Below are 19,620 nucleotides of genomic sequence, written 5' to 3'. Positions count from 1 at the left end.
CACCCGTCTTTCACTTTCCTGTTTAAGCTAAACTTCCCGCCACTGACAGAGACTCTTTTTGAAGGCTTTCAGAAAGCACTCGATACGCGATCACTTTCTTCTTGTACTGTTTCACGACGTCGATATGGTCGTCGTAGCGGTACACGAACAGCTTCACGTCTTTTTTTCCTTTTTTTGTATCTATCACCAGCGGCGTGCCGCCGTTTTCCGGATGTAAATAACGCTCTTCATCACCTGGATAGATATAATATTTTTCCAGGAAGATAGCTTCGTTAAATTGATCAATCACTTTCTGCTTCTCTGCACCCTCGAGGCGTTTTCCATCTAGAGAGAGACTCGCATTTTCGTCACTCAGCTTGGCGTGCACTTCAAATTTGCCGAGCAGCCATTCTATGACGCCTGTAGGAAGACAGGTTAATACGATTTTCACCAGACTCATGAGAATTAACATCACGATCGCCCATGTCATACTTCATCATCTCCGTTAGTTTTCCATGTGCCGCTGACACACAATTTTATCCTAACATAAGCAGGCCGATTCGTTTTTGTCCATTATGTGAAAAAAAGCGCGGCCTGCTGCGGCCACACTTTTTAGCTTTCCAGTTCTTCGATCATGAGGGACAATTCTGTCCAGCGGTCCATCGCAGCCTCAAGTTCTTCCGCAGTTTTCGCCTGCTCGGCCATCAGCTCTTGGATTTTGCCAAAATCACTGCCTGCTGCGGCGATGTCAGCTTCGAGCTGTTCATGCTTTTCTTCCAGCTGGGCAATTTTATCTTCGATGCCGTCCCATTCCAGCTGGTCTTTGTAAGAAAGCTTTTTCCGTTTTTTCTTCGGCTCGGCTTCAGCCGATTTTTCCTCAGCTGCCGGTTTTGGGGCCGCTTTTTTCGCTTTTGACTCCTCCATATAGTCGCTGTAGGAGCCTTGAAAGCGGGAAATGACACCATTTCCTTCAAATACAATCAAACGGTCGACGACGCGGTCAAGGAAATAGCGGTCATGGGATACGGTGATGACGACGCCTGGGAACTGGTCAATATAATCCTCAAGAACGCTTAATGTTTCAGTATCCAAATCGTTCGTCGGCTCATCGAGAAACAGGACATTCGGCTCCTGCATGAGAACCTGAAGCAAGTATAAACGGCGTTTTTCCCCGCCGGACAGCTTGCGGATATACGTCTGCTGCATCGAACGCGGGAAGAGGAAACGCTCGAGCATTTGTTCAGCTGTAATCATATCGCCATCTGCCGTTTTTACGACCTCCGCCGTTTCTTTTATATAGTCAATGACCTTTAACTCACCGTTCATTTCACTATGATCCTGAGTATAGTAGCCGATTCTGACCGTCTGTCCGATCGTAATATCGCCTCCGTCCGGCGTATGACGGCCGGCAAGGGCATTTAACAGCGTTGTTTTCCCGATGCCGTTCGGCCCGATGATCCCGATCCGTTCACCTGGTATGACAAGTTCATTAAAACGGTCGACGAGCATGCGGCCGTCATAAGCGATCATGACGTTCTCCGCTTCAATAACCTGTTTTCCGAGACGGTGCGAGCCAATGGCAAAATCGAGTGAACCTGATGACTGAGGGCCTTTCTGCTCTTTAAGCGTCTCTACCCGGTCAATTCTCGCCTTTTGTTTTGTTGAGCGGGCTTTCGCTCCTCGTCTGAGCCAAGCCAGCTCGCGGCGCAGCAGGTTTTGCCGCTTCGTTTCCTTTTGCTCAGCCTGCGCTTCCCGTTCCGCGCGTTTTTCTAAAAACACTTCATAGTTGCCTTTGTACGTGTAGAGGCTGCCTCTTTCAAGCTCATAAATGCGGTTGGTGACACGGTTTAAGAAATATCTATCGTGCGTCACCAGCATGACGGCGCCGGGATATTGGCTTAAATACCCTTCAAGCCACTCAATCGTTTCATTATCCAAATGGTTTGTCGGCTCGTCCAAAATGAGCAGATCAGCGGGCTGAATTAAGTTTTTGGCAATGGCTACCCGTTTTTTCTGGCCGCCTGAGAGCTCATTGACCGGTTTTGTTACGTCTTTGACGCCCAGCTTAGACAATACGGTTTTTGCCAAGGTGTTTGCATCCCATGCATTGTTTGCGTCCATTTTCGCTTGTGCTGCCAGCAGGTGTTTCTGGCGCTGTTCATTTTCGGGATCTTTCCCCAGTTCATACAGCGCTTTTTCATATTCACGCAAGGTTTTCATCACAGCCGATTCACCGGAATAGATATGCTCCAGCACTGTTTGCCCCGCAGGCAGCTCCGGGTCTTGATGAAGAAATTCGACCTGCACGCTTCCGGATTTCGTGATTTCTCCTTCTTCGGTAGATTCCAAGCCGGCAATCACTTTCAGCAGCGTTGATTTTCCTGTTCCGTTCGGCCCGATTAATCCGATTCTCTCATTCTCTTCAATATGAAAGGAGATATGGTCAAATAATGTTTTATCTCCGTATGTTTTATAAAGATTTTCCGCTTTTAATATGCTCATGGTTCCTATCAATCCTCACGTAAGTTCATGTGTACATTTTAAATCAGCCGCTGGAATAAAACTAGTAAAACGTCAGACGAATTTCATGGAAATGCAGGATAGAAAAAGACCGGGGACGTTTGTCCCCGGTCTTTTACTCTTCCTCAAGCGCTTTTTCAGCCATTTTTGCAAGATGCTGCGCGCTTCCTGAAATCTCCTGCATTGTGGCGGAAATTTGTTCAACAGCAGCGGCTTGTCCGTCTGTATGCTGGTTAATCGACTCAATGGATTCCTCCAGCCCTTTCAGCAGACTGTGGATTTTTTTCGTAATCTGGTCAATTTGGCCGACATTTTCTTTTGAATGCGTTGCTAGCTTTCTGATCTCATCTGCGACGACAGAGAAGCCTTTTCCGGACTCCCCTGCTCTTGCCGCTTCGATCGCGGCGTTCAAGCCGAGCAGATTGCTTTGGTCAGAGATGCCTTTAACAGTTACTGAAATATCGGCGATTTCACCGGCGCTTTCGCTTACTTTTTTCGCCTGAGAGGAAATGCCCGACATTTGAGTTGAAAACCCGTTAATTGATTCAGAAATGTCGGAAATAGCCGCGGCTGTTTGTTCAACGACAGCTGATAAGCTTTCCGCGACATCATGCAGCTTTGACGACTCCTCAAGGCTCGTTCCGAGGCCGACGCCTCCAATGACTCTTCCATTCTCGTCGTGCAGCGGGATGGCACGCGCGATCAATGGGAAGCCGAACAATTCTTTCGGAACCATGCTCGTCTTCTTCTGATTGCTTCGGATGGCATCTGTGATGATATCCCCTTCCTGCAGCGGATCGCCGGCTTTTACGTTCAGCGAAAAGGTTTTAGCCGGTATATTCACGAGCAGTTTTTCCGTATCATAAATGCCGATTGTAATATCATCCTGAACCAGGCTGTTTAAATAAGGGGCTACTTTGATAAATGCGTCCAGAATATCTGCGGTTTCTTTTTCCGTATTTATGGTCAATTCCATTCACTCCTTTTCATTAATAAGGGAATCTGCGTTTTTCGTGCTGGACCGAGATCCATTTCAGCGTTGTAAATTCTTCGAGGCTCCACTCACCGTTTAAACGGCCGAGGCCTGATTGCTTTTCACCGCCGAAGGCTACATTCGGTTCATCATTGATAGTCGTGTCATTGACGTGAATCATGCCTGTTTCAATGCGTTTCGCAAAAGCCACGCCGCGCTCAAGATTTGACGTATGTACGGCACCGCTCAAGCCAAACGGGGTTTCGTTTGCGATATCCACCGCTTCGTCTTCTGAATCAAACTTCATAAAGGAGACGACTGGTCCGAACAGCTCTTCCTTGGCAATGCTCATGAACGGTTTGACGTCTTTTAAGATCGTCGGTTCCACGATCGTCCCGTTAAATCCGCCAAGCTTCACTGGTACAGCGCCTTCTTCAATTGCTTGCTCTACAGTCTTCATCAGCCCGTCCGTCTGTCTGCTGTTGATTAATGGCCCGATAATCGTATCAGGATCCATTGGGTCGCCGACTTTCAGCGATTCCACTTTTGCCTGGTACAGCTCAAGGAACTTGTCATAAATAGAAGAATGAACAAGCACGCGGTTGGCTGACATGCAAATCTGTCCTTGATGTGTAAATCGGCTGAACACCGCCGCATTGACCGCATATTCTATATCTGCATCCTCAAGTACGATGAAGGCGCTGTTCCCGCCAAGCTCAAGAAGCGGCTTTTTAAAATGCTTCATCGCAAGCTGTCCGATGTAGCTGCCGACTTTCGTAGAACCGGTAAATGAGATGATCCGCGGCACTGGATGCTCAACGAAGCTGTCGCCGATTTCAGCAATGTCTGTGACAACAACATTCAGCAGCCCCGCTGGAATTCCCGCGTTCTCAAAAATTTTCGCAATCAGCGTTCCTCCGCAAATCGGCGTTTCCTCATGCGGCTTTAGCACAACGCCATTGCCGGCTCCGAGTGCAGGCGCCACTGATTTCATAGATAAAAAGAATGGGAAGTTAAACGGACTGATGACACCGACAACGCCTGCCGGCACGCGATATAATCTGTTTTCCTTACCATCTATTGTGGACGGAAGAATTTTCCCCTCCATGCGGATTGGGAACGTTGCCGCTTCTTTCATGATGTTTTTGACAAGCCCGATTTCAAAAGCCGCTTTGAGCCTTGTACCGCCTAGCTCCTCCATAATCAAATAAATAATGGCTTCTTCATTTTCTTCAATATACGTGACGGCTTTTTCTAAAATGGTTCTTTTCTCAAACGGGTTGACCGCATCCCATTTTTTCTTTGCCAGCGCCGCTGCCCGATACGCTTCATCTACATCGTCAGCAGTCGCTTTACGGAATGTTGTGAATGTTTTTTGAGTATAAGGATTTTTGTTTTCCAATATATTTGGGCTGCTGCCCTCCTGCCATTTCCCGCCGATAAACTGTTTATTCAACTCTTCATATTGAAACATGGTCAGCATCTCCTTTATAACCGCAAATCAAAATATGGGCGAATCTATTTTTTCTATCGGTTCATCTTGCATAAAATTGAATATACGATTAGTAAAAATTACTATCCTATGATACGACAACGCTGTTTCGCTTCTATCATTTAAAGCAGAAAAATATTTTATTGACTGCGTCAAATTTCGACAATATAATACAACAAGAACTGTATATAATGATTAGAATATTTTGAATATTTCCAGGAGGAACTTTTGATGAGTTCATTATTTAGAAAAAAACCGCTTGAAACATTGAGTGCGCAGAGCAAGTCAAAAAGCCTTGCCCGTACGTTAAGCGCATTTGATTTAACCTTGCTCGGTATCGGTTGTGTCATCGGTACAGGGATTTTTGTCATTACAGGAACAGTGGCAGCGACCGGTGCAGGTCCCGCCCTCATCATATCGTTTATTTTAGCGGGGCTCGCCTGTGCGCTGGCTGCTTTCTGTTATGCTGAGTTTTCGTCTTCAATTCCGATTTCGGGAAGCGTATACTCATACTCATACGTGACACTTGGAGAGCTGCTCGCCTTTTTGATCGGATGGGATCTCATGCTTGAATATGTCATTGCACTGTCGGCGGTTGCCACCGGCTGGTCTTCATACTTTCAATCACTGCTTGCCGGCTTCAATCTTCATATTCCGGCTGCACTGACAGGAGCGCCGGGAAGCACGGCGGGCGCCGTATTTAATCTTCCGGCTGCGGTGATCATTCTCCTCATCACCGCGATTGTCAGCAGAGGCGTCAAGGAAAGCACACGCTTTAACAACGTCATCGTACTGATGAAAATCGCGATCATTTTATTGTTCATTATTGTCGGCATCGGCTATGTAAAACCGGACAACTGGTCTCCTTTTATGCCATTCGGGATGAAAGGCGTCATTCTTAGCGCTGCCACTGTATTCTTCGCGTACCTTGGGTTTGACGCGGTTTCTAACGCTTCAGAGGAAGTGAAAAATCCGCAAAAAAACATGCCCGTCGGCATTATTTCAGCTCTAGCTGTCTGCACGGTTCTGTACATCGCGGTATCGCTTGTGCTGACAGGCATGATGCCTTATGCCAAATTGAATGTCGGAGATCCTGTATCCTTTGCGCTGAAATTCGTCGGACAGGACGCTGTTGCCGGAATTATTTCTGTCGGTGCGATTATCGGGATTACGACGGTGATGCTCGCTTTGCTGTACGCTCAGGTTCGTTTGACATTTGCCATGAGCAGAGACGGCCTTCTGCCTGGATTGTTCGCAAAGGTTCATCCGTCATTTAAAACCCCGTTCCGCAACACATGGCTGACAGGAATCGTTGCAGCGGGAATCGCCGGCTTTATTAACCTCGGAACGCTGGCCCATCTGGTGAACATGGGAACACTTGCCGCGTTTACGGTCATATCTATTGCTGTCATTGTGCTAAGAAAGAAACATCCTGAAATCAAGGCGTCCTTCAGAGTGCCGTTCGTTCCGGTTGTGCCGATTATCAGCGCAGGCATCTGCATTTGGTTCATGTACAGCCTTCCCGGCGTCACATGGCTTTCATTTGTCATCTGGATCGCTGTCGGAACGCTGGTTTACTTCCTATATTCGAGAAAACACAGCTTATTAAACAAATAATCTCTTTTTAGCCGGCGGTGCCTCACCCGCCGGCTTTTTCCTTTTTTTATGTGCTATACTTTGAATACATATGAGGAAAGGGAGACACACAGATGAAACGATACCGCACTTTATTATTTGATGTAGATGATACCATCCTTGATTTTCAAGCGGCAGAAGCTTTAGCCCTGCGTTTGCTGTTTGAAGATCAGAACATTCCTTTAACAAATGACATGAAGGCGCAGTATAAAACCATCAATCAAGGTCTCTGGAGAGCCTTTGAAGAAGGTAAGATGACACGGGATGAAGTCGTAAACACGCGTTTTCCCGCTTTGCTCAAGGAGTACGGTTACGAGGCGGACGGCGCCTTGCTTGAGCAAAAATACCGCCGCTTTCTTGAAGAAGGACATCAGCTTATTGACGGTGCATTTGATCTCATCTCAAATCTGCAGCAACAGTATGATTTGTACATCGTGACAAACGGTGTGTCTAACACACAATATAAGCGTCTCCGTGATTCAGGATTATTTCCATTCTTCAAAGACATTTTCGTTTCTGAAGACACAGGCTTCCAAAAGCCGATGAAGGAATATTTCGATTACGTGTTTGAACGGATTCCTCAATTTTCAGCAGAGCACACATTAATCATCGGGGATTCACTAACTGCTGATATCAAAGGCGGACAGCTTGCCGGGCTTGATACTTGCTGGATGAACCCTGACATGAAGCCGAATGTGCCAGAGGTCATACCAACCTATGAGATTCGTAAGCTTGAAGAGCTATATCACATTTTGAATATCGAAAATACCGTCAGCTGCTAATCAGGCTGACGGCGTTTCTTTCATAAGAGTCTTTTTTCCTCTTGATAAATTCTTCACCTTATGAATAATATGGTGGTATGCTTTGGTTATATATGTAAGGAGGAGACTCAATTGGCTATCGCCGCCCCGTTAAAAGAAAAAACAGTTCAAAAACCAGGCACCACGGTGTATCCGATTTTGATTATTATCGGAATCTGCCATATGCTCAACGATTCGCTTCAAGCTGTGATTCCGGCCATGTTCCCTATTTTGGAACGCTCCATGAGCCTGACGTTTACACAGCTCGGCATCATCGCTTTCACATTAAACATGGTGTCATCCGTCATGCAGCCTGTTGTCGGCTGGTATACCGATAAACGGCCGCGGCCGTATGCGCTGCCAGTCGGTTTGACCGCCAGCATGCTTGGCATTTTAGGCCTTGCATTTGCCCCGTCATTCGCAACGATCTTATGCTGTGTGTTTTTCATTGGATTAGGCTCGGCCATTTTCCATCCGGAGGGCTCCCGTGTGGCGTATATGGCCGCCGGCACAAAACGCGGGCTCGCCCAGTCGATTTATCAGGTGGGCGGAAACTCAGGCCAGGCGATGGCGCCGCTGATCACCGCGCTGATCCTTGTGCCGCTCGGGCAATTCGGCGCTGTTTGGTTCACGCTTGTCGCCGCGCTTGCTGTTATGTTTCTCATGTATATTGCGAAATGGTACGCCTCACGTCTCGGCAGCCTTGCCCAGAAATCAGGCAAACAAAAGAAAACGGCTGAAAACACGGCCATCACCAAATCTGTTGTATCTGCTCTTATTATTATTATATTTCTCATTTTTGCTCGTTCTTGGTATACGAGTGCGATCGGTAACTTTTACACGTTTTACGCGATGGATACCTATCACGTAAGCATTCAGCAGGCACAAAGCTATATTTTTGTCTTCTTGCTGTTCGGCGCAATCGGCACGTTTCTCGGCGGCCCGCTTGCAGACCGTTTTGGAAAACGCTTCGTTATCCTCGGTTCGCTGTTATGCTCGGCGCCGCTGGCGATTGTGCTGCCATTTGCCGGCCCGGTTCTCGCCTATGGCGTGCTCGCATTGATTGGCTTGGTTCTGATGTCGAGCTTTTCTGTAACGGTCGTCTACGCACAGGAGCTAGTTCCTGGAAAAATCGGCACAATGTCCGGTTTAACCGTCGGGCTTGCCTTCGGGATGGGCGCAATCGGCGCTGTGGCGCTGGGCGCTCTGATTGACGCCGCGGGACTGACCCCGACGATGATCGCCATTGCCTTTCTCCCTGTTCTCGGCATCCTTGCCTTCCTATTGCCGAGTGACCAGAAGCTGAGAGAATGGCATAGCTGAAAAAACCCCTGCCAGACGGCAGGGTTTTTTTAATCCAACTGGATAAAATGAGTGTCAGGCACTGCGTGCTTCGGGATAAAGCCATCCGCAAAGTCCGGAAACGCCGACTGTATTTCATCAATCCATCTTTTCAGATTTAATATATACGGCATATAAATCATCTCAATTGTTGCTTCGTCTTCAATCCGGTAGTACCAGCAAAGATTAAACTCTTTTTCTGTCACCAGTGTAAACCCTGAGAAATGATAGAAAATCAGCGGCGTTTCATCTATATACACGCGGCCGTCCTTTTGCCCGACCTTATAGTTTTCGATATTCCAAAGCGCTGTATTGGCTCCTATTGATTTGACAACATGAACACCTTTAAACTGCGCCGGCCATTTCTCCACATACCTTTGATCACCGTATGTCTTTCGTTCCGTATCCATTTCGACCGTGCAAAATTCAATACAGTCCTGTCTCCACTGCCACACCGCTTCATATGCTTCCTTTGTATTACCGGCACCGACAAAGCCTGTATTAAAGCGTCCGGTTCGGTCGTAGTAGGACATGAAGCGCGGCGAATTACGATGATCAGTCAAATACAGAGACGCCGTTGGGTTTTCTGCAAAAATACGCGCCGGATCAGAAAAGAAAAATAGATCCGTATCCATATGGGCAAAGTATTCAGCGTCATCCCACTTGCTCATCACATGAAACAAAAAGGCGGGCTTTAACGTCCAGCAATATTCATGAAACGTTCTGTTGCTTTTCGCTTTCAGCAGCTCCGGGTCTTCCATTTCATGCAGCTGCACAAAGGTGACATGCTCCCATGGAACGTGCTGAAGCAATTCATACGCTTTCTGGTCGACACACAGCACATATAAATGAAAATCATCGCAATGCTCATGGAGAGAATGAATCATAGGCATGAGCTTAAAGATATGTGTCCTTGACACTATCGTTGAAAAATGAAATGTACTCACTTATACCACATCCAATGATCTAAGATCCACGTGCAGCAAATCGTTGACAAGCGCATACAGTGCGTTGGCAAAATCGTTCACGCCTAGCTTTTTCTTCGCTTTCGGCAGAAGCTTGCGGACAGTTTGTAAATCAAAGCTTTTCGCCGTCACCCTTGGGGATTTCTTTCTCCAATCCGGATCAATGTTGCGCTCTTTAACAACATGCAGAAGCTCAAGAAACAGATTCAGCAGCATATCATATTTCTGTGATTCCAGCAGCTTTTGAATATCAGCCATGATTCTGTTCGTCATGTCAGGCGGGAACGGCCCATTAAATGCGAGATGAACGTCTAAGGAGCGGATGTTATTGTATTTATCGCACATATAGGCAATGTTTGCCCGAATATCGTCTACAGACTTACAATTGCTTGGATGTTCCTGATGAACACTGACAATATCGCGGCGAAGCCTGAAGGTCAATCCGGCCTGATGAAGCCTGATCCCGAGGTCATAATCCTCAAACCCGTACCGCACAATGCCTTCGTCAAATAAACCGAGGTCAACCACATGCTTGCGTTTCACAGAGGAATTATTCGTGATAAAAAAGCGCCATGGCATATGATAGCCTTTCAAGTCATCGCCGTACTCATCTAAAATCTTCTTGAGCACGTCTATAAAGTCGGTATCGAGGTCAAAGCTTTTATCAAGAAAGCTTCCGTTTTTGATGTCCGCTTCCTCCAGCAGCTTTTGTTTGTCTTTCTTCGGCATTTCACCTGTGAGCTTTGCGAGCTGTTCCTTATGTTCTTCTTCAAATCGTTCATAGTAAAAACTGTAGATCCGTTTCCAAAACAACCCGCACACGACGAGATTCTCTTCGTTCTCATGGGCTTTAATATGTTTTGCCACAAGGTCCTTTGCCGCAAGCATATCGCTGTCATGGAAAATCAGGATGTCTCCTCTGGCATTGCGAAGCGCCTGATTTCGTCCGTACGCAATGCCCCTGTTTTCTTTAATCCGTGTAAAGATCAGCGGAAAATCAGCTTGAAATGACTCAAGCATCGAGAGCGTCCCGTCCTCAGAGCCATTGTCCGCTACAATGACTTCGAATTCTTCATCGCACTCCTGCTGGTTTAATGACAGAAGGCTGTTGTAAAGACGCTCCTTCGAATTATATGCAGGAATAATAACGCTTGCTTTCACTTCATTTTCACTTCCTGTATTTACTCATTTATTTGTTGTCATCTTTTGAAGCAAAACCGTTAAATTCAGGGTCTAACGTTTTCATGTGCTGAATGATATGCGGCAGTGTCTCTTGATACAGTTCATGCACAAACGGCAGATCTGTGCGGGTTGTTTCATGAATCTGTTTGATTTCATTGATGCTGACGATTCGGTATCCGCTGAAATGATAAAAGATCAGCGGACTGCCATCCTCCAGCACGATCCGGCCATCTTTCCAGGAAAACGTATGCTGCCCATAATTCCAATGCCCGATGTTCACGCCGGGTGTTGTAATGTCACACACATTCGGAAACAGCTCAGACATATAATCCAAATAGCCTTGGTCACCGAATTTTCCTTCACCCGGTGCATTTTTGCATTCCTCAAGACAGCGTTCCTTCCACCACTCCAAGCAATCCGTGCCTGCATCATCATGCTTGAAGCTGATAAACCCGGAATTATATCTGCCTAAAAGACGCTGCAGCATGTCAATCTGCTCTTTCTCAAAAGAAGGGATTACAATATCCCCCCGTGAAAGCAGCACCGAGCAGTCCGGCTGGTTTTCAAAAATCGGCGATGGATCTGCATAGAAAAAGAGATCCCCGTCAATATACGTCACACGCTCCAGCTCAGGATTGCTGTTCAGCACAGCTTGCAGAAAGATCGGCTTCATCGTCCAGCAATACTCACTTTGATCTCTAGTTTCCTTCAGCTTCAGCAGCAATTCATTTTCAAGAGCGGCCACCGGCACAAGGTTCAGCTGCTTCATCTTCAGCTTCTGTAACACGCGGTGCGTATCTTCATCCATGCAAAGTATAAAAATGGGACTGTCTTGATCAACTTGCTCTAACGACTTAAACAAAGCGACTGCCTGATATAATCTTCCTTTTGATAAAACGGTGCAATACGCGCTGGTCACAGTCTTGTTCACCTCGTTTCACATTACTTTTTGAAGAATTCCGTATACCACTCAATCGTTTTTTCAAGTCCCTCATCAATAGTGTAGGCCGGTGTCCAATTCAGCAGCTTTCTTGCTTTTTCCGCGGATAAATATTGATGTTTGATTTCATTGCTTCCCTGATTCAGCACCTTAGGTTTCAGATTACTGTTCATTTTCTTTAATATTTTCTCTACCAGTTCAAGTACGGTCAGCTGGATCTCATTGCTGAAGTTAAAGGCCTCTCCGGCAAGATTGTTTTCTTCCATTTTTTCTGCAAGAAGCAGATAAGCCTGAACGGCGTCTTCAATATAGAAGTAGTCCCGTACAAAGGTACCGTCGCTTCGGATTTCCGGCGCTTCCCCGTTCAGCACAAGCTGAATCGTCTGAGGAATGATGCGGTTGAAGTTCAAATCTCCGCCGCCGTATAAGTTTCCGCAGCGCGTAATGCAGACCGGAAGCCCGTACGTGTGAAAATAGGTGTGGCTGATCAGATCTGCGCAGCTTTTTGAGACGTCGTACGGGTGCTTGCCTTGCAGCGGCATGTTTTCATCGTATGGAAGGTTTTCTTGATCGCCGTAAGCTTTATCACTTGAAGCGACAATGACCCGCTTAATTAACGGATGCTTGCGGCAGGCTTCGAGAATATTCCATGTGCCGAGGATATTCGCTTCAAAGGTAGAAATCGGGTTGCGGTTTGCCACGCCGACAATCGCTTGTGCAGCAAGATGAAAGACAGTGTCGATCTCATACTCGCCAAGCGCGCGTTCAATCACAGCCAAGTCCTCAAGAGAGCCCCGCACGATGTTCATTTTCTTGATATGTTCTCCCTGATAAAGATTGGATTGAGGCACATGATCCCTGACAAGCCCCGTAACGTTTGCGCCCTGTTCAATCAGCTCTTTCACCAAATAGCTTCCTAAAAGACCTGTGCATCCCGTGACAAATACGTTTTTATTTTTCCAGAAACTCAAATCGATTCACCATACCTTCCATACTTGTTGTCCTTGATTCCACATTTTGTTGACTTCTAAGAGATTTTTATACGTATCAATAGCCGTCCAAAATCCGTAATGGCGGTACACAGCAAGCTCTCCGTCTTTGGCAAGGTTCTTCAGCGGTTCATCTTCGAACATCGCGTTCCCGTCCTTCGGCAAATAATCGAAAACCTTTGGACTGAGAACGAAGAATCCGCCGTTGATGATTCCGTCACTTGATGTCTTCTCAGAAAATGTTTTCGCCATGCCGTCCTCAACCGTCAAGGTGCCAAACTGCGAGACTTTGTCAATGCCGGTGACAGTCGCGGCAGCACCTTTTGTCTGATGATAGCTGATGAGATGGAAAAGATTGATATTGGCCAGCCCGTCCCCATAGGTAAGCAGAAATGTTTCATCACCGATATAGTCTTTCGCCTGCAAGATTCTTCCGGCTGTCAGCGTATCTTCCCCAGTCTCCAAAAACGTAATTTTCCACGTTTCAGGCTGCCCCAGCATCTGTACCTCTCCCGTAGAGCTGTCGAGTGTCAGGCTGTTGTGCTTCCATTCATAGTCGAGAAAGTATTCCTTGATTTTTTCTCCTTTATAGCCCAAAAGCAGAATAAACTCGTTTACTCCGTAGTACTGATAAATTTTCATAATATGCCATAGAATCGGTTTGCCGCCTATCATGGCGAGCGGTTTAGGAATGTCATTCGTGACTTCACTCATTCTCGTTCCTTTTCCGCCGCAGAGAATGACCGCTTTCATCTCTACCCCTCATCTCTATGAATATTGAGTTCGAAACCTGGTACATCTTCACAATCTATCAAGGCATTTCCCCGATAATTTGTCCGATTTCAATCCGGTTTCAAAATCTACTGTAATGATATGAGAGAAAGACGGCCTTGGTGACCAAATAGAATCTATTTTTTCAAGTTGGTTATGTAACCAAAAAAAAGAGCCTTCAGCGAAGGCAATGCGCCCGCTCAAGGCTCTTTCTCATCTTTATTTGATTTCTTTTTCCTTGCCGTAATGATAGTCAGACGGATCAACGGCTGTGAAATCACTTAGTTTATGGAACCTCAGCAAGTCTTTGTACAGGACACTGTCTGAAAGACTCAGCTGCTGGGTCACTCTTGTTTTCAGATTCTTCGTTTCTTCATTCGCTTTCAGTTTTTCACCTGTCTTCGTATCGTAAATGATATTGTCGACTGATGTGTACTTCGGCGTTACGAAGTCTCCGTTTCTGAATGCCACCGTATCGTCGTGGTCTTTAGAGAATAAATCAGTACCAAAGTTGATATATTTCTGAGAATCAATTCCTTCTAAGTGCAGAAGTGTCGGCATAACGTCAATTTCGCCGCCATACGTATGGTTCACTCCGCCTTTTTTGCCAGGAACGCGGATCATCAGCGGCACACGCTGGTTCTGTGCGTTTTGATAATCTGTAATCTCTTTTCCAAGAATCTCTTTCATCGCTCGGTTATGGTTTTCAGAAATACCGTTATGGTCACCGTAAATCATGATGACTGAGTTGTCATACAGGCCGGCTTCCTTCAGCTCCTTGAAGAATTGCTCAAGCGCTTCGTCAAGGTAACGCGCTGTCTGGAAGTAGCTGTCAACTGTGTTATCGCCTGTTGTCGCTTTTTTAAGAGACGCGTCTTTTTCATCAAGGTTAAACGGATAATGGTTTGTCAATGTAATCAAATGCGCATAAAATGGCTGTTTAAGAGATTCAAGCTTTGGAATCGATTCTGTAAAGAACGGCTTATCCTTAAGCCCCATATTAATCACATTTTCATCTGACATATCATACGTGCTTGCGTCGAAGAACTTGTCATATCCGATATGTTTGTAAATCTGGTCACGGTTCCAGAACGATTTGTAATCACCATGCAGGACGGCGCTTGTATAGCCTTCCTTCTGGTCTAAAATCGCAGGAAGCGACTGGTAGGTGTTTTCGCCTTTCGTCACAAACGCGGAGCCTTCAGGAAGACCGAAGATCGAGTTATCCATTGTCAGCTCGGCATCAGATGTTTTTCCCTGGCCTGTCTGATGGAAGAAGTTATCAAAATACGTCACATCTTCCCCGCCGTGCGCAAGCTTATTTAAGAAAGGCGTCACCTCTTCACCGTTTAGCTTGTAGTCAATCAGGAATGACTGGAAGCTTTCGAGGTGAATTTTAATGATATTTTTGCCTTTGGCAGAGCCGAAGTACTCGGCGTTCGGTTTCGCATAATGAGACGTCGTGTAATTCTCGACGCTTGTTAAATCATCGCTGCTTGCATAGGCCCGTTGCGTTTCTGTTTGAGCCGTCTGTACACCGTCATAAATGGTGTAGTTGTATAAACCTAAATATTTCACAATATAATTGCGGTCAAACGTTCTTGTCAGCAGCTGCGGACGGTCTTTTTCCGCATAGTGCAGGTTGATGAAAAACAGTGCGATCCCAGAAAGGATCACTAAAGATGCAAAGCGTTTTTTCATTTTGTATTCTTTTAATTCAGGTCTCCAGATCAATACCGCAATCAAAATGATAATATCTAAGAAATAGAAAATATCATGACCGGCCATGATACTGAAAATCCCGTCTCCCATGTTTCCAACGTTTCCAGACTGTTTAATGTTCGGGAACGTCAAGAAATCGTCAAAGAAACGATAGAATAAAATATTTGCATATAACACAAATGTCATCAAGAAATCGATAATCAGCATAATAATGGCTGATTTACGCCCTTTCGCCAGCAAAGCCAGTCCTAAAAAGAAGACGGCGCTTGAGAATGGGTTAAATATCAGGAGGATCTCCTGAGTTGTGCCTTTTACCCCAAGATTAAACTCAGTCTTGTAGGATAAATACGTTTTTGCCCAAAACAGTATAACAGCCAGCACAAAAAAGCTAAGTTTGTAAGAAAAAAGTTTCTTCATGGCAACCTCTACTTTCTTAAACACTTTAAGTTCTTCATTCATATTTACCTGCTCTTTATATCCTGCCTTCCAATTCCTTCTTTCCAAACAAAATCAAGGCATCACACAACAAGAAATACACCGCGGCAAGCCGGAATATTTATGTTACGCACCATATCATTTTTATTACAACCATTTGGAAACCAATCACTGGACGAAAGAAACCTTCATTTCGTTTCACATTTTTTTCTCCGAAATAAAAAAAGGATTTCTTTTGTCATGTGTGCCTTTGAAAAAAGAAATAGATACCGAGTATAAGAATAACATAAACTAGCAAAAACGAAAAATAGGTTTTGCAGACAGCCCGCCCTTCCGGCGGACTGAAGTTATTGTATGCATCAACGTTTAGCGCGATCACTATTTTTTCGAAAGGACAAAAAAGACTGGATGTCTCCAGTCTTCCAGATTGTTGACAAAATCCTAAAATGGTTTTCATTTTAGGATTTTGTCATCTTTTCAGCGTGATTGAAAACCCTTGAAGTCTAGGAAGGACGAGCATAGGAGCGGATATTCACAGGATGTGATGACGACGGCGTTTAGGCAGGACGCCTGAGAATTTAGCCGTTGATCCACTTCGCATTGAGCACCGAAGCGCAGTCCTGACAACGAATGCGAGGGTTTGCCGACACGCTGAAAGACTGGATGTTCCCAGTCTTCTTTATCTATATCCCTGCCCAGACATCTTTGGTGTACATACCGGTATCCTGCAGATGTCTCAGCCAGTTTTGCGCTTCTTGCTCCCCGGTGCCATGAACAGACTGATACGCCTTTTGCAGTGCCGCCTCCACATCCGGGGCCATTTTGCTGCCATCACCGCATACATAAAGCCTGCCTCCGCGGTCAAGGATCGATATTAACGTTTCTGCATGGTCAGCCATTACATGCTGGACATACGTTTTCGGTATGCCTTCTTTACGGGAAAAGGCTGTGTGGACAGTGACGATTCCGTCTTTTTCAAACTGCTCAAGTTCATCGCGGTATATAAAATCACGATCGTTCCTGCATCCAAAATAGAGATGAGCTTCACCGAGCGTTTTCCCTTCCCGCTTTAAAACTTCGCGGGCTTGAAGGAAACCGCGGAATGGTGCGACTCCGGTGCCTGGTCCGACCATAATGATTGGAGTTTCAGGATCTTCTGGAAGCTGAAACCGGGATTCCGGTGTGCGGACAAACATCACGACATCATCACCGGCTTGGCGCTCAGCTAAATCATTTGAAGCCACGCCCCTGTATTCGCCACGGCCGCTCCACGCAGGGCCGCGCACGACACCGACTGTGATTGATGCTTGCCGCGGATTCACTCTTGGAGAGCTTGAAATCGAATAGTATCTCGGTTTTAACGGCCGTAAAAGCTCTAAAAATCGTTCAAACGGCATGTCACACGCTTCATACTTTTCAAGCAGATCCAGCATGGAAATTCGTTTTTTCAATATTTGCTCCTGATAAACACCCTCTGCTGACAGTTCTTCTAATTCGCGCCTATGCGGCGGACACACTGTAAATGACGCCAGTTCACGTATTTGCGCTCTTGTGGCTGCTTCCTGCACCTCGACGCTGTAGCTGAGAAGATCATGCAGGCTGACAGGACGGCCCAATGGCAGATGCCCCGCACTGCGGCCGCTTGCCGACAATGTCACTTGGTCGGTTCCCTTCAGACCGAATCTGTGGAGAATCCGGCTGACATTGGTTTGGCTGTTTTTTGGCAATACGCCAAGATGGTCGCCCTCTTGATATTCAACATCCGGCGGCAATGCGATTTCGATATGGCGGGTGCTTCGATCGCTGTCCGCAGACTGAAGTTCACGATTTTCAGCAATGGATGCGTGAGAGGCTTCGTACGATCTAGCCAGCGGAGACTCGCCCAGCCCTCTGACAAACTGAAGGCTCAGCGTGCTTCGTTCCTTATCGGCGTTTTCATTAAGCTCCAGTCCGAATGCCTTAATGGCGTCTGCCCACATGCTTTTTTTCCACTCGTCAAGCTGCCCTTCAAAATCACCGCTCACATCCCCTTCCCCGCGCGCAGAAAACCGAGTCGCGCCTTTCTCCGCAAGCTGCTCATCAATGAATCTCGGCACGTATTGATACGTGCTCGCCCAGTTGTGGTCGCCGCAGCCAAATACCGCGTAATGGACGCCCTCAAGCTCACCCGGTTTGATTTCTTGAAGCCACTGCACGAACTGTCCGGCATTGCTTGGCGGTTTTCCATTATAAGACGAGGTCACAATGACAACTGCTCCCTCTTTCGGCAGCTTTCCAATCCGGTCGTTCAGAGGTGCTGTCTCTGTCCTTACGCCGTGAAGACTGGCAGTATCAGCAAGCTCCCGGGCGACGCCTTCTGCGGTGCCGGTATCTGAGCCGTACAGCACGAGAAGCGGGCGGTTGTTAAGACCGATGACCGATGCACCCTTTGCTTCCGTTTTCTCCTTTTGCTCATCAGGCGCGGCTTTTTCAGCTGCCTGGACGTCTGCATGAATGGCTTCCTGATGACGGCTTTGAACCCTGATGTGAAAATCGCCCGGCTTAAGTGTTAAGGTTTGTTTGATATCAAGCTCATAATTCTCATGATCAATCAATGTGAAATATTTTAGAATCATGCCTAACACAAGTGTGGCTTCATGAAGGGCAAACTGCATGCCGATACAGGCCCGTTGTCCATTTCCGAATGGTTTGTACGCATGATGAGGCACTTGGTCCTGATGCTCAAACCGTTCCGGCCGGAATTCTTCTGCGTCCTTTCCCCAAGCGTCTCGATCACGATGAAGCTGCGGAATCAGCACAGAAATTCTGTCATTCGTCGTGATCGGAAATTTTCCGCCAATGACTGTGTCTTCTTTTGGATAAAGGCTGAAAGCCGGAGCTGTCGGCCATAAGCGCAGTGATTCATTTAAAATCATCCGTATGTATGTAAGCTCCAGCACTTGTTTATAGGTCGGCGCTGCATCCGTCAGCACCCGATCGACCTCTTCATACGCCTTTTTCAGTTTGTCAGGATGCTTCAATAAAAAGTAAGTCGCAAAGGAAAGCAGGCCGCTCGTTGTTTCATGGCCGGCAATCAAAAACGTAATGATTTGAAAGCGGATATTTTCGTCGTCGAGCTTTTCACCCGTTTCCGGATCTTCCACATTCAGCATGCGGGCGAGCAAATCTTTTTCATCCTGGTCTCCATTCGCCCTGCGCTCTGCAATAATGCTGTCGACTAACGAAAACATCGTTTGAATATCATGGCGGAATTGCCGCTTTGTTCTGACCATAAGCTTATCTTGAACATCAAGCCGCTGCATTTGATGCATCGCTTCATCAAGCGCCCGCACCATGCTGTTGATAAACGGGTGGGGCGTTTCTCTGTAGTAACTGTTAAAGCGGTAGTTAAACCCGCATAGCCCAATGGTGTCGAGCGTCAGCCGGGTCATATCTCCCGGGACATCGACTGCTTCATTCGGATTGAGCCTTGCCCATTTTTGGATGAGCTGAACAGCGATATCGACCATTTTCTCATGATAGTCCTTCATGGCCCGCTGGCTGAACGTCGGCATCAAAATGTTGTGCGCTTTTCTCCAGTTAGGCTCATGCGTCCAGCTCGTAAACAATCCGTCACCGGAAAACGCGCGAACCTTTTCCAAGGCGCCTTCAATGCTTTTATCAAACCGTTCTTCATCACAAACCTCTTTCACCAATTCGTGGCCGGACACTACAATGGTCGTGCCCGCGGGTGTATGGATTTGAAAAATCGGGCCCTGTTCTTCCGCCAGTTTGATCAGCGAAAGCGTCGGCTTGTCTTTATCGATTAAAGGCAAATTGCCGAGCGGCCCAAACGTCTTCGGCTGAGGAATCGGGCTTGTTTCCTTCATCGAACCA

Annotated in this window: 14 protein-coding genes; 3 read left to right on the top strand and 11 right to left on the bottom strand. The window is 46.6% G+C overall.

The annotated features are described in order from the left end of the window. Positions 1–22: 22 nt before the first annotated feature. The 4 genes from ACZ07B_RS20045 to yfmT all read right to left on the bottom strand — a co-directional run bounded on the left by ACZ07B_RS20045 (position 23) and on the right by yfmT (position 4,946). On the bottom strand, positions 23–469 hold the full coding sequence (locus ACZ07B_RS20045) for a YfmQ family protein (protein ID WP_003243426.1): 447 nt from the start codon (positions 467–469) through the stop codon (positions 23–25). A 122-nt stretch (positions 470–591) separates the two neighbouring features. Continuing rightward, entirely contained in the window at positions 592–2,481 is a 1,890-nt protein-coding gene (locus ACZ07B_RS20040; protein WP_464877592.1) for an ABC-F family ATP-binding cassette domain-containing protein, read from the bottom strand. Positions 2,482–2,614: 133 nt separating this feature from the next. Continuing rightward, positions 2,615–3,019, bottom strand: coding sequence for a methyl-accepting chemotaxis protein (locus ACZ07B_RS20035; protein ID WP_369888597.1), 405 nt, complete (start codon positions 3,017–3,019; stop codon positions 2,615–2,617). Between the two features lie 469 nt (positions 3,020–3,488). Continuing rightward, positions 3,489–4,946, bottom strand: coding sequence for a benzaldehyde dehydrogenase (yfmT, locus tag ACZ07B_RS20030; protein WP_464877591.1), 1,458 nt, complete (start codon positions 4,944–4,946; stop codon positions 3,489–3,491). Between the two features lie 249 nt (positions 4,947–5,195). On the opposite strand from yfmT, the gene ACZ07B_RS20025 reads away from it, so the two are divergent. The 3 genes from ACZ07B_RS20025 (at position 5,196) to ACZ07B_RS20015 (ending at position 8,722) form a co-directional block, all read left to right on the top strand. After that, entirely contained in the window at positions 5,196–6,581 is a 1,386-nt protein-coding gene (locus ACZ07B_RS20025) for an amino acid permease (RefSeq protein ID WP_029946523.1), read from the top strand. A 92-nt stretch (positions 6,582–6,673) separates the two neighbouring features. Beyond that, positions 6,674–7,381 (top strand): YjjG family noncanonical pyrimidine nucleotidase, encoded by a 708-nt coding sequence (locus ACZ07B_RS20020; RefSeq protein ID WP_464877590.1) that lies wholly within the window; start codon positions 6,674–6,676, stop codon positions 7,379–7,381. A 111-nt stretch (positions 7,382–7,492) separates the two neighbouring features. Then, the gene (locus ACZ07B_RS20015; RefSeq protein WP_003233775.1) at positions 7,493–8,722 is read left to right on the top strand and encodes an MFS transporter; all 1,230 of its coding nucleotides are present in this window, start codon (positions 7,493–7,495) and stop codon (positions 8,720–8,722) included. Positions 8,723–8,751: 29 nt separating this feature from the next. Here the strand turns inward: ACZ07B_RS20015 and ACZ07B_RS20010 are convergent, their stop codons facing one another. The 7 genes from ACZ07B_RS20010 to cypD form a co-directional block, all read right to left on the bottom strand. Continuing rightward, positions 8,752–9,687, bottom strand: coding sequence for a putative nucleotide-diphospho-sugar transferase (locus ACZ07B_RS20010; RefSeq protein WP_015482937.1), 936 nt, complete (start codon positions 9,685–9,687; stop codon positions 8,752–8,754). Beyond that, positions 9,688–10,866 carry a glycosyltransferase family 2 protein gene (locus ACZ07B_RS20005; RefSeq protein WP_003233779.1) on the bottom strand — a complete coding sequence of 393 codons (1,179 nt, stop codon included), beginning with the start codon at positions 10,864–10,866 and terminating at the stop codon, positions 9,688–9,690. A gap of 28 nt (positions 10,867–10,894) precedes the next feature. Further along, a complete protein-coding gene (locus tag ACZ07B_RS20000; protein ID WP_017695588.1) occupies positions 10,895–11,806 on the bottom strand; it encodes a putative nucleotide-diphospho-sugar transferase in 912 nt (303 codons plus the stop codon). A 23-nt stretch (positions 11,807–11,829) separates the two neighbouring features. After that, positions 11,830–12,798, bottom strand: a complete 969-nt coding sequence (locus ACZ07B_RS19995) for a GDP-mannose 4,6-dehydratase (protein WP_003244102.1) — start codon at positions 12,796–12,798, stop codon at positions 11,830–11,832. Between the two features lie 6 nt (positions 12,799–12,804). After that, entirely contained in the window at positions 12,805–13,569 is a 765-nt protein-coding gene (locus tag ACZ07B_RS19990; protein WP_076458618.1) for a glucose-1-phosphate cytidylyltransferase, read from the bottom strand. A gap of 237 nt (positions 13,570–13,806) precedes the next feature. Continuing rightward, positions 13,807–15,726 (bottom strand): lipoteichoic acid synthase LtaS1, encoded by a 1,920-nt coding sequence (gene ltaS1, locus ACZ07B_RS19985; protein ID WP_024572622.1) that lies wholly within the window; start codon positions 15,724–15,726, stop codon positions 13,807–13,809. A 701-nt stretch (positions 15,727–16,427) separates the two neighbouring features. Then, positions 16,428–19,613, bottom strand: coding sequence for a bifunctional P-450/NADPH--P450 reductase (gene cypD, locus ACZ07B_RS19980; RefSeq protein ID WP_464877589.1), 3,186 nt, complete (start codon positions 19,611–19,613; stop codon positions 16,428–16,430). Positions 19,614–19,620 lie beyond the last annotated feature (7 nt).

This window comes from Bacillus sp. 9.4 (assembly GCF_055486415.1).
Note: the sequence above shows the minus strand (reverse complement) of the source record. Positions and strands in the feature narration are given on the sequence as shown.

Bases quoted from the DNA above. Each gene is read 5' to 3' on its own strand.
- ACZ07B_RS20040 (WP_464877592.1), bottom strand. From the start codon at position 2,481: ATGAGCATATTAAAAGCGGAAAATCTTTATAAAACATACGGAGATAAA.
- cypD (WP_464877589.1), bottom strand. From the start codon at position 19,613: ATGAAGGAAACAAGCCCGATTCCTCAGCCGAAGACGTTTGGGCCGCTC.
- yfmT (WP_464877591.1), bottom strand. From the start codon at position 4,946: ATGTTTCAATATGAAGAGTTGAATAAACAGTTTATCGGCGGGAAATGG.
- ACZ07B_RS20045 (WP_003243426.1), bottom strand. From the start codon at position 469: ATGACATGGGCGATCGTGATGTTAATTCTCATGAGTCTGGTGAAAATC.
- ltaS1 (WP_024572622.1), bottom strand. From the start codon at position 15,726: ATGAAGAAACTTTTTTCTTACAAACTTAGCTTTTTTGTGCTGGCTGTT.
- ACZ07B_RS19990 (WP_076458618.1), bottom strand. From the start codon at position 13,569: ATGAAAGCGGTCATTCTCTGCGGCGGAAAAGGAACGAGAATGAGTGAA.
- ACZ07B_RS20020 (WP_464877590.1), top strand. From the start codon at position 6,674: ATGAAACGATACCGCACTTTATTATTTGATGTAGATGATACCATCCTT.
- ACZ07B_RS20025 (WP_029946523.1), top strand. From the start codon at position 5,196: ATGAGTTCATTATTTAGAAAAAAACCGCTTGAAACATTGAGTGCGCAG.
- ACZ07B_RS20035 (WP_369888597.1), bottom strand. From the start codon at position 3,019: ATGTCGGGCATTTCCTCTCAGGCGAAAAAAGTAAGCGAAAGCGCCGGT.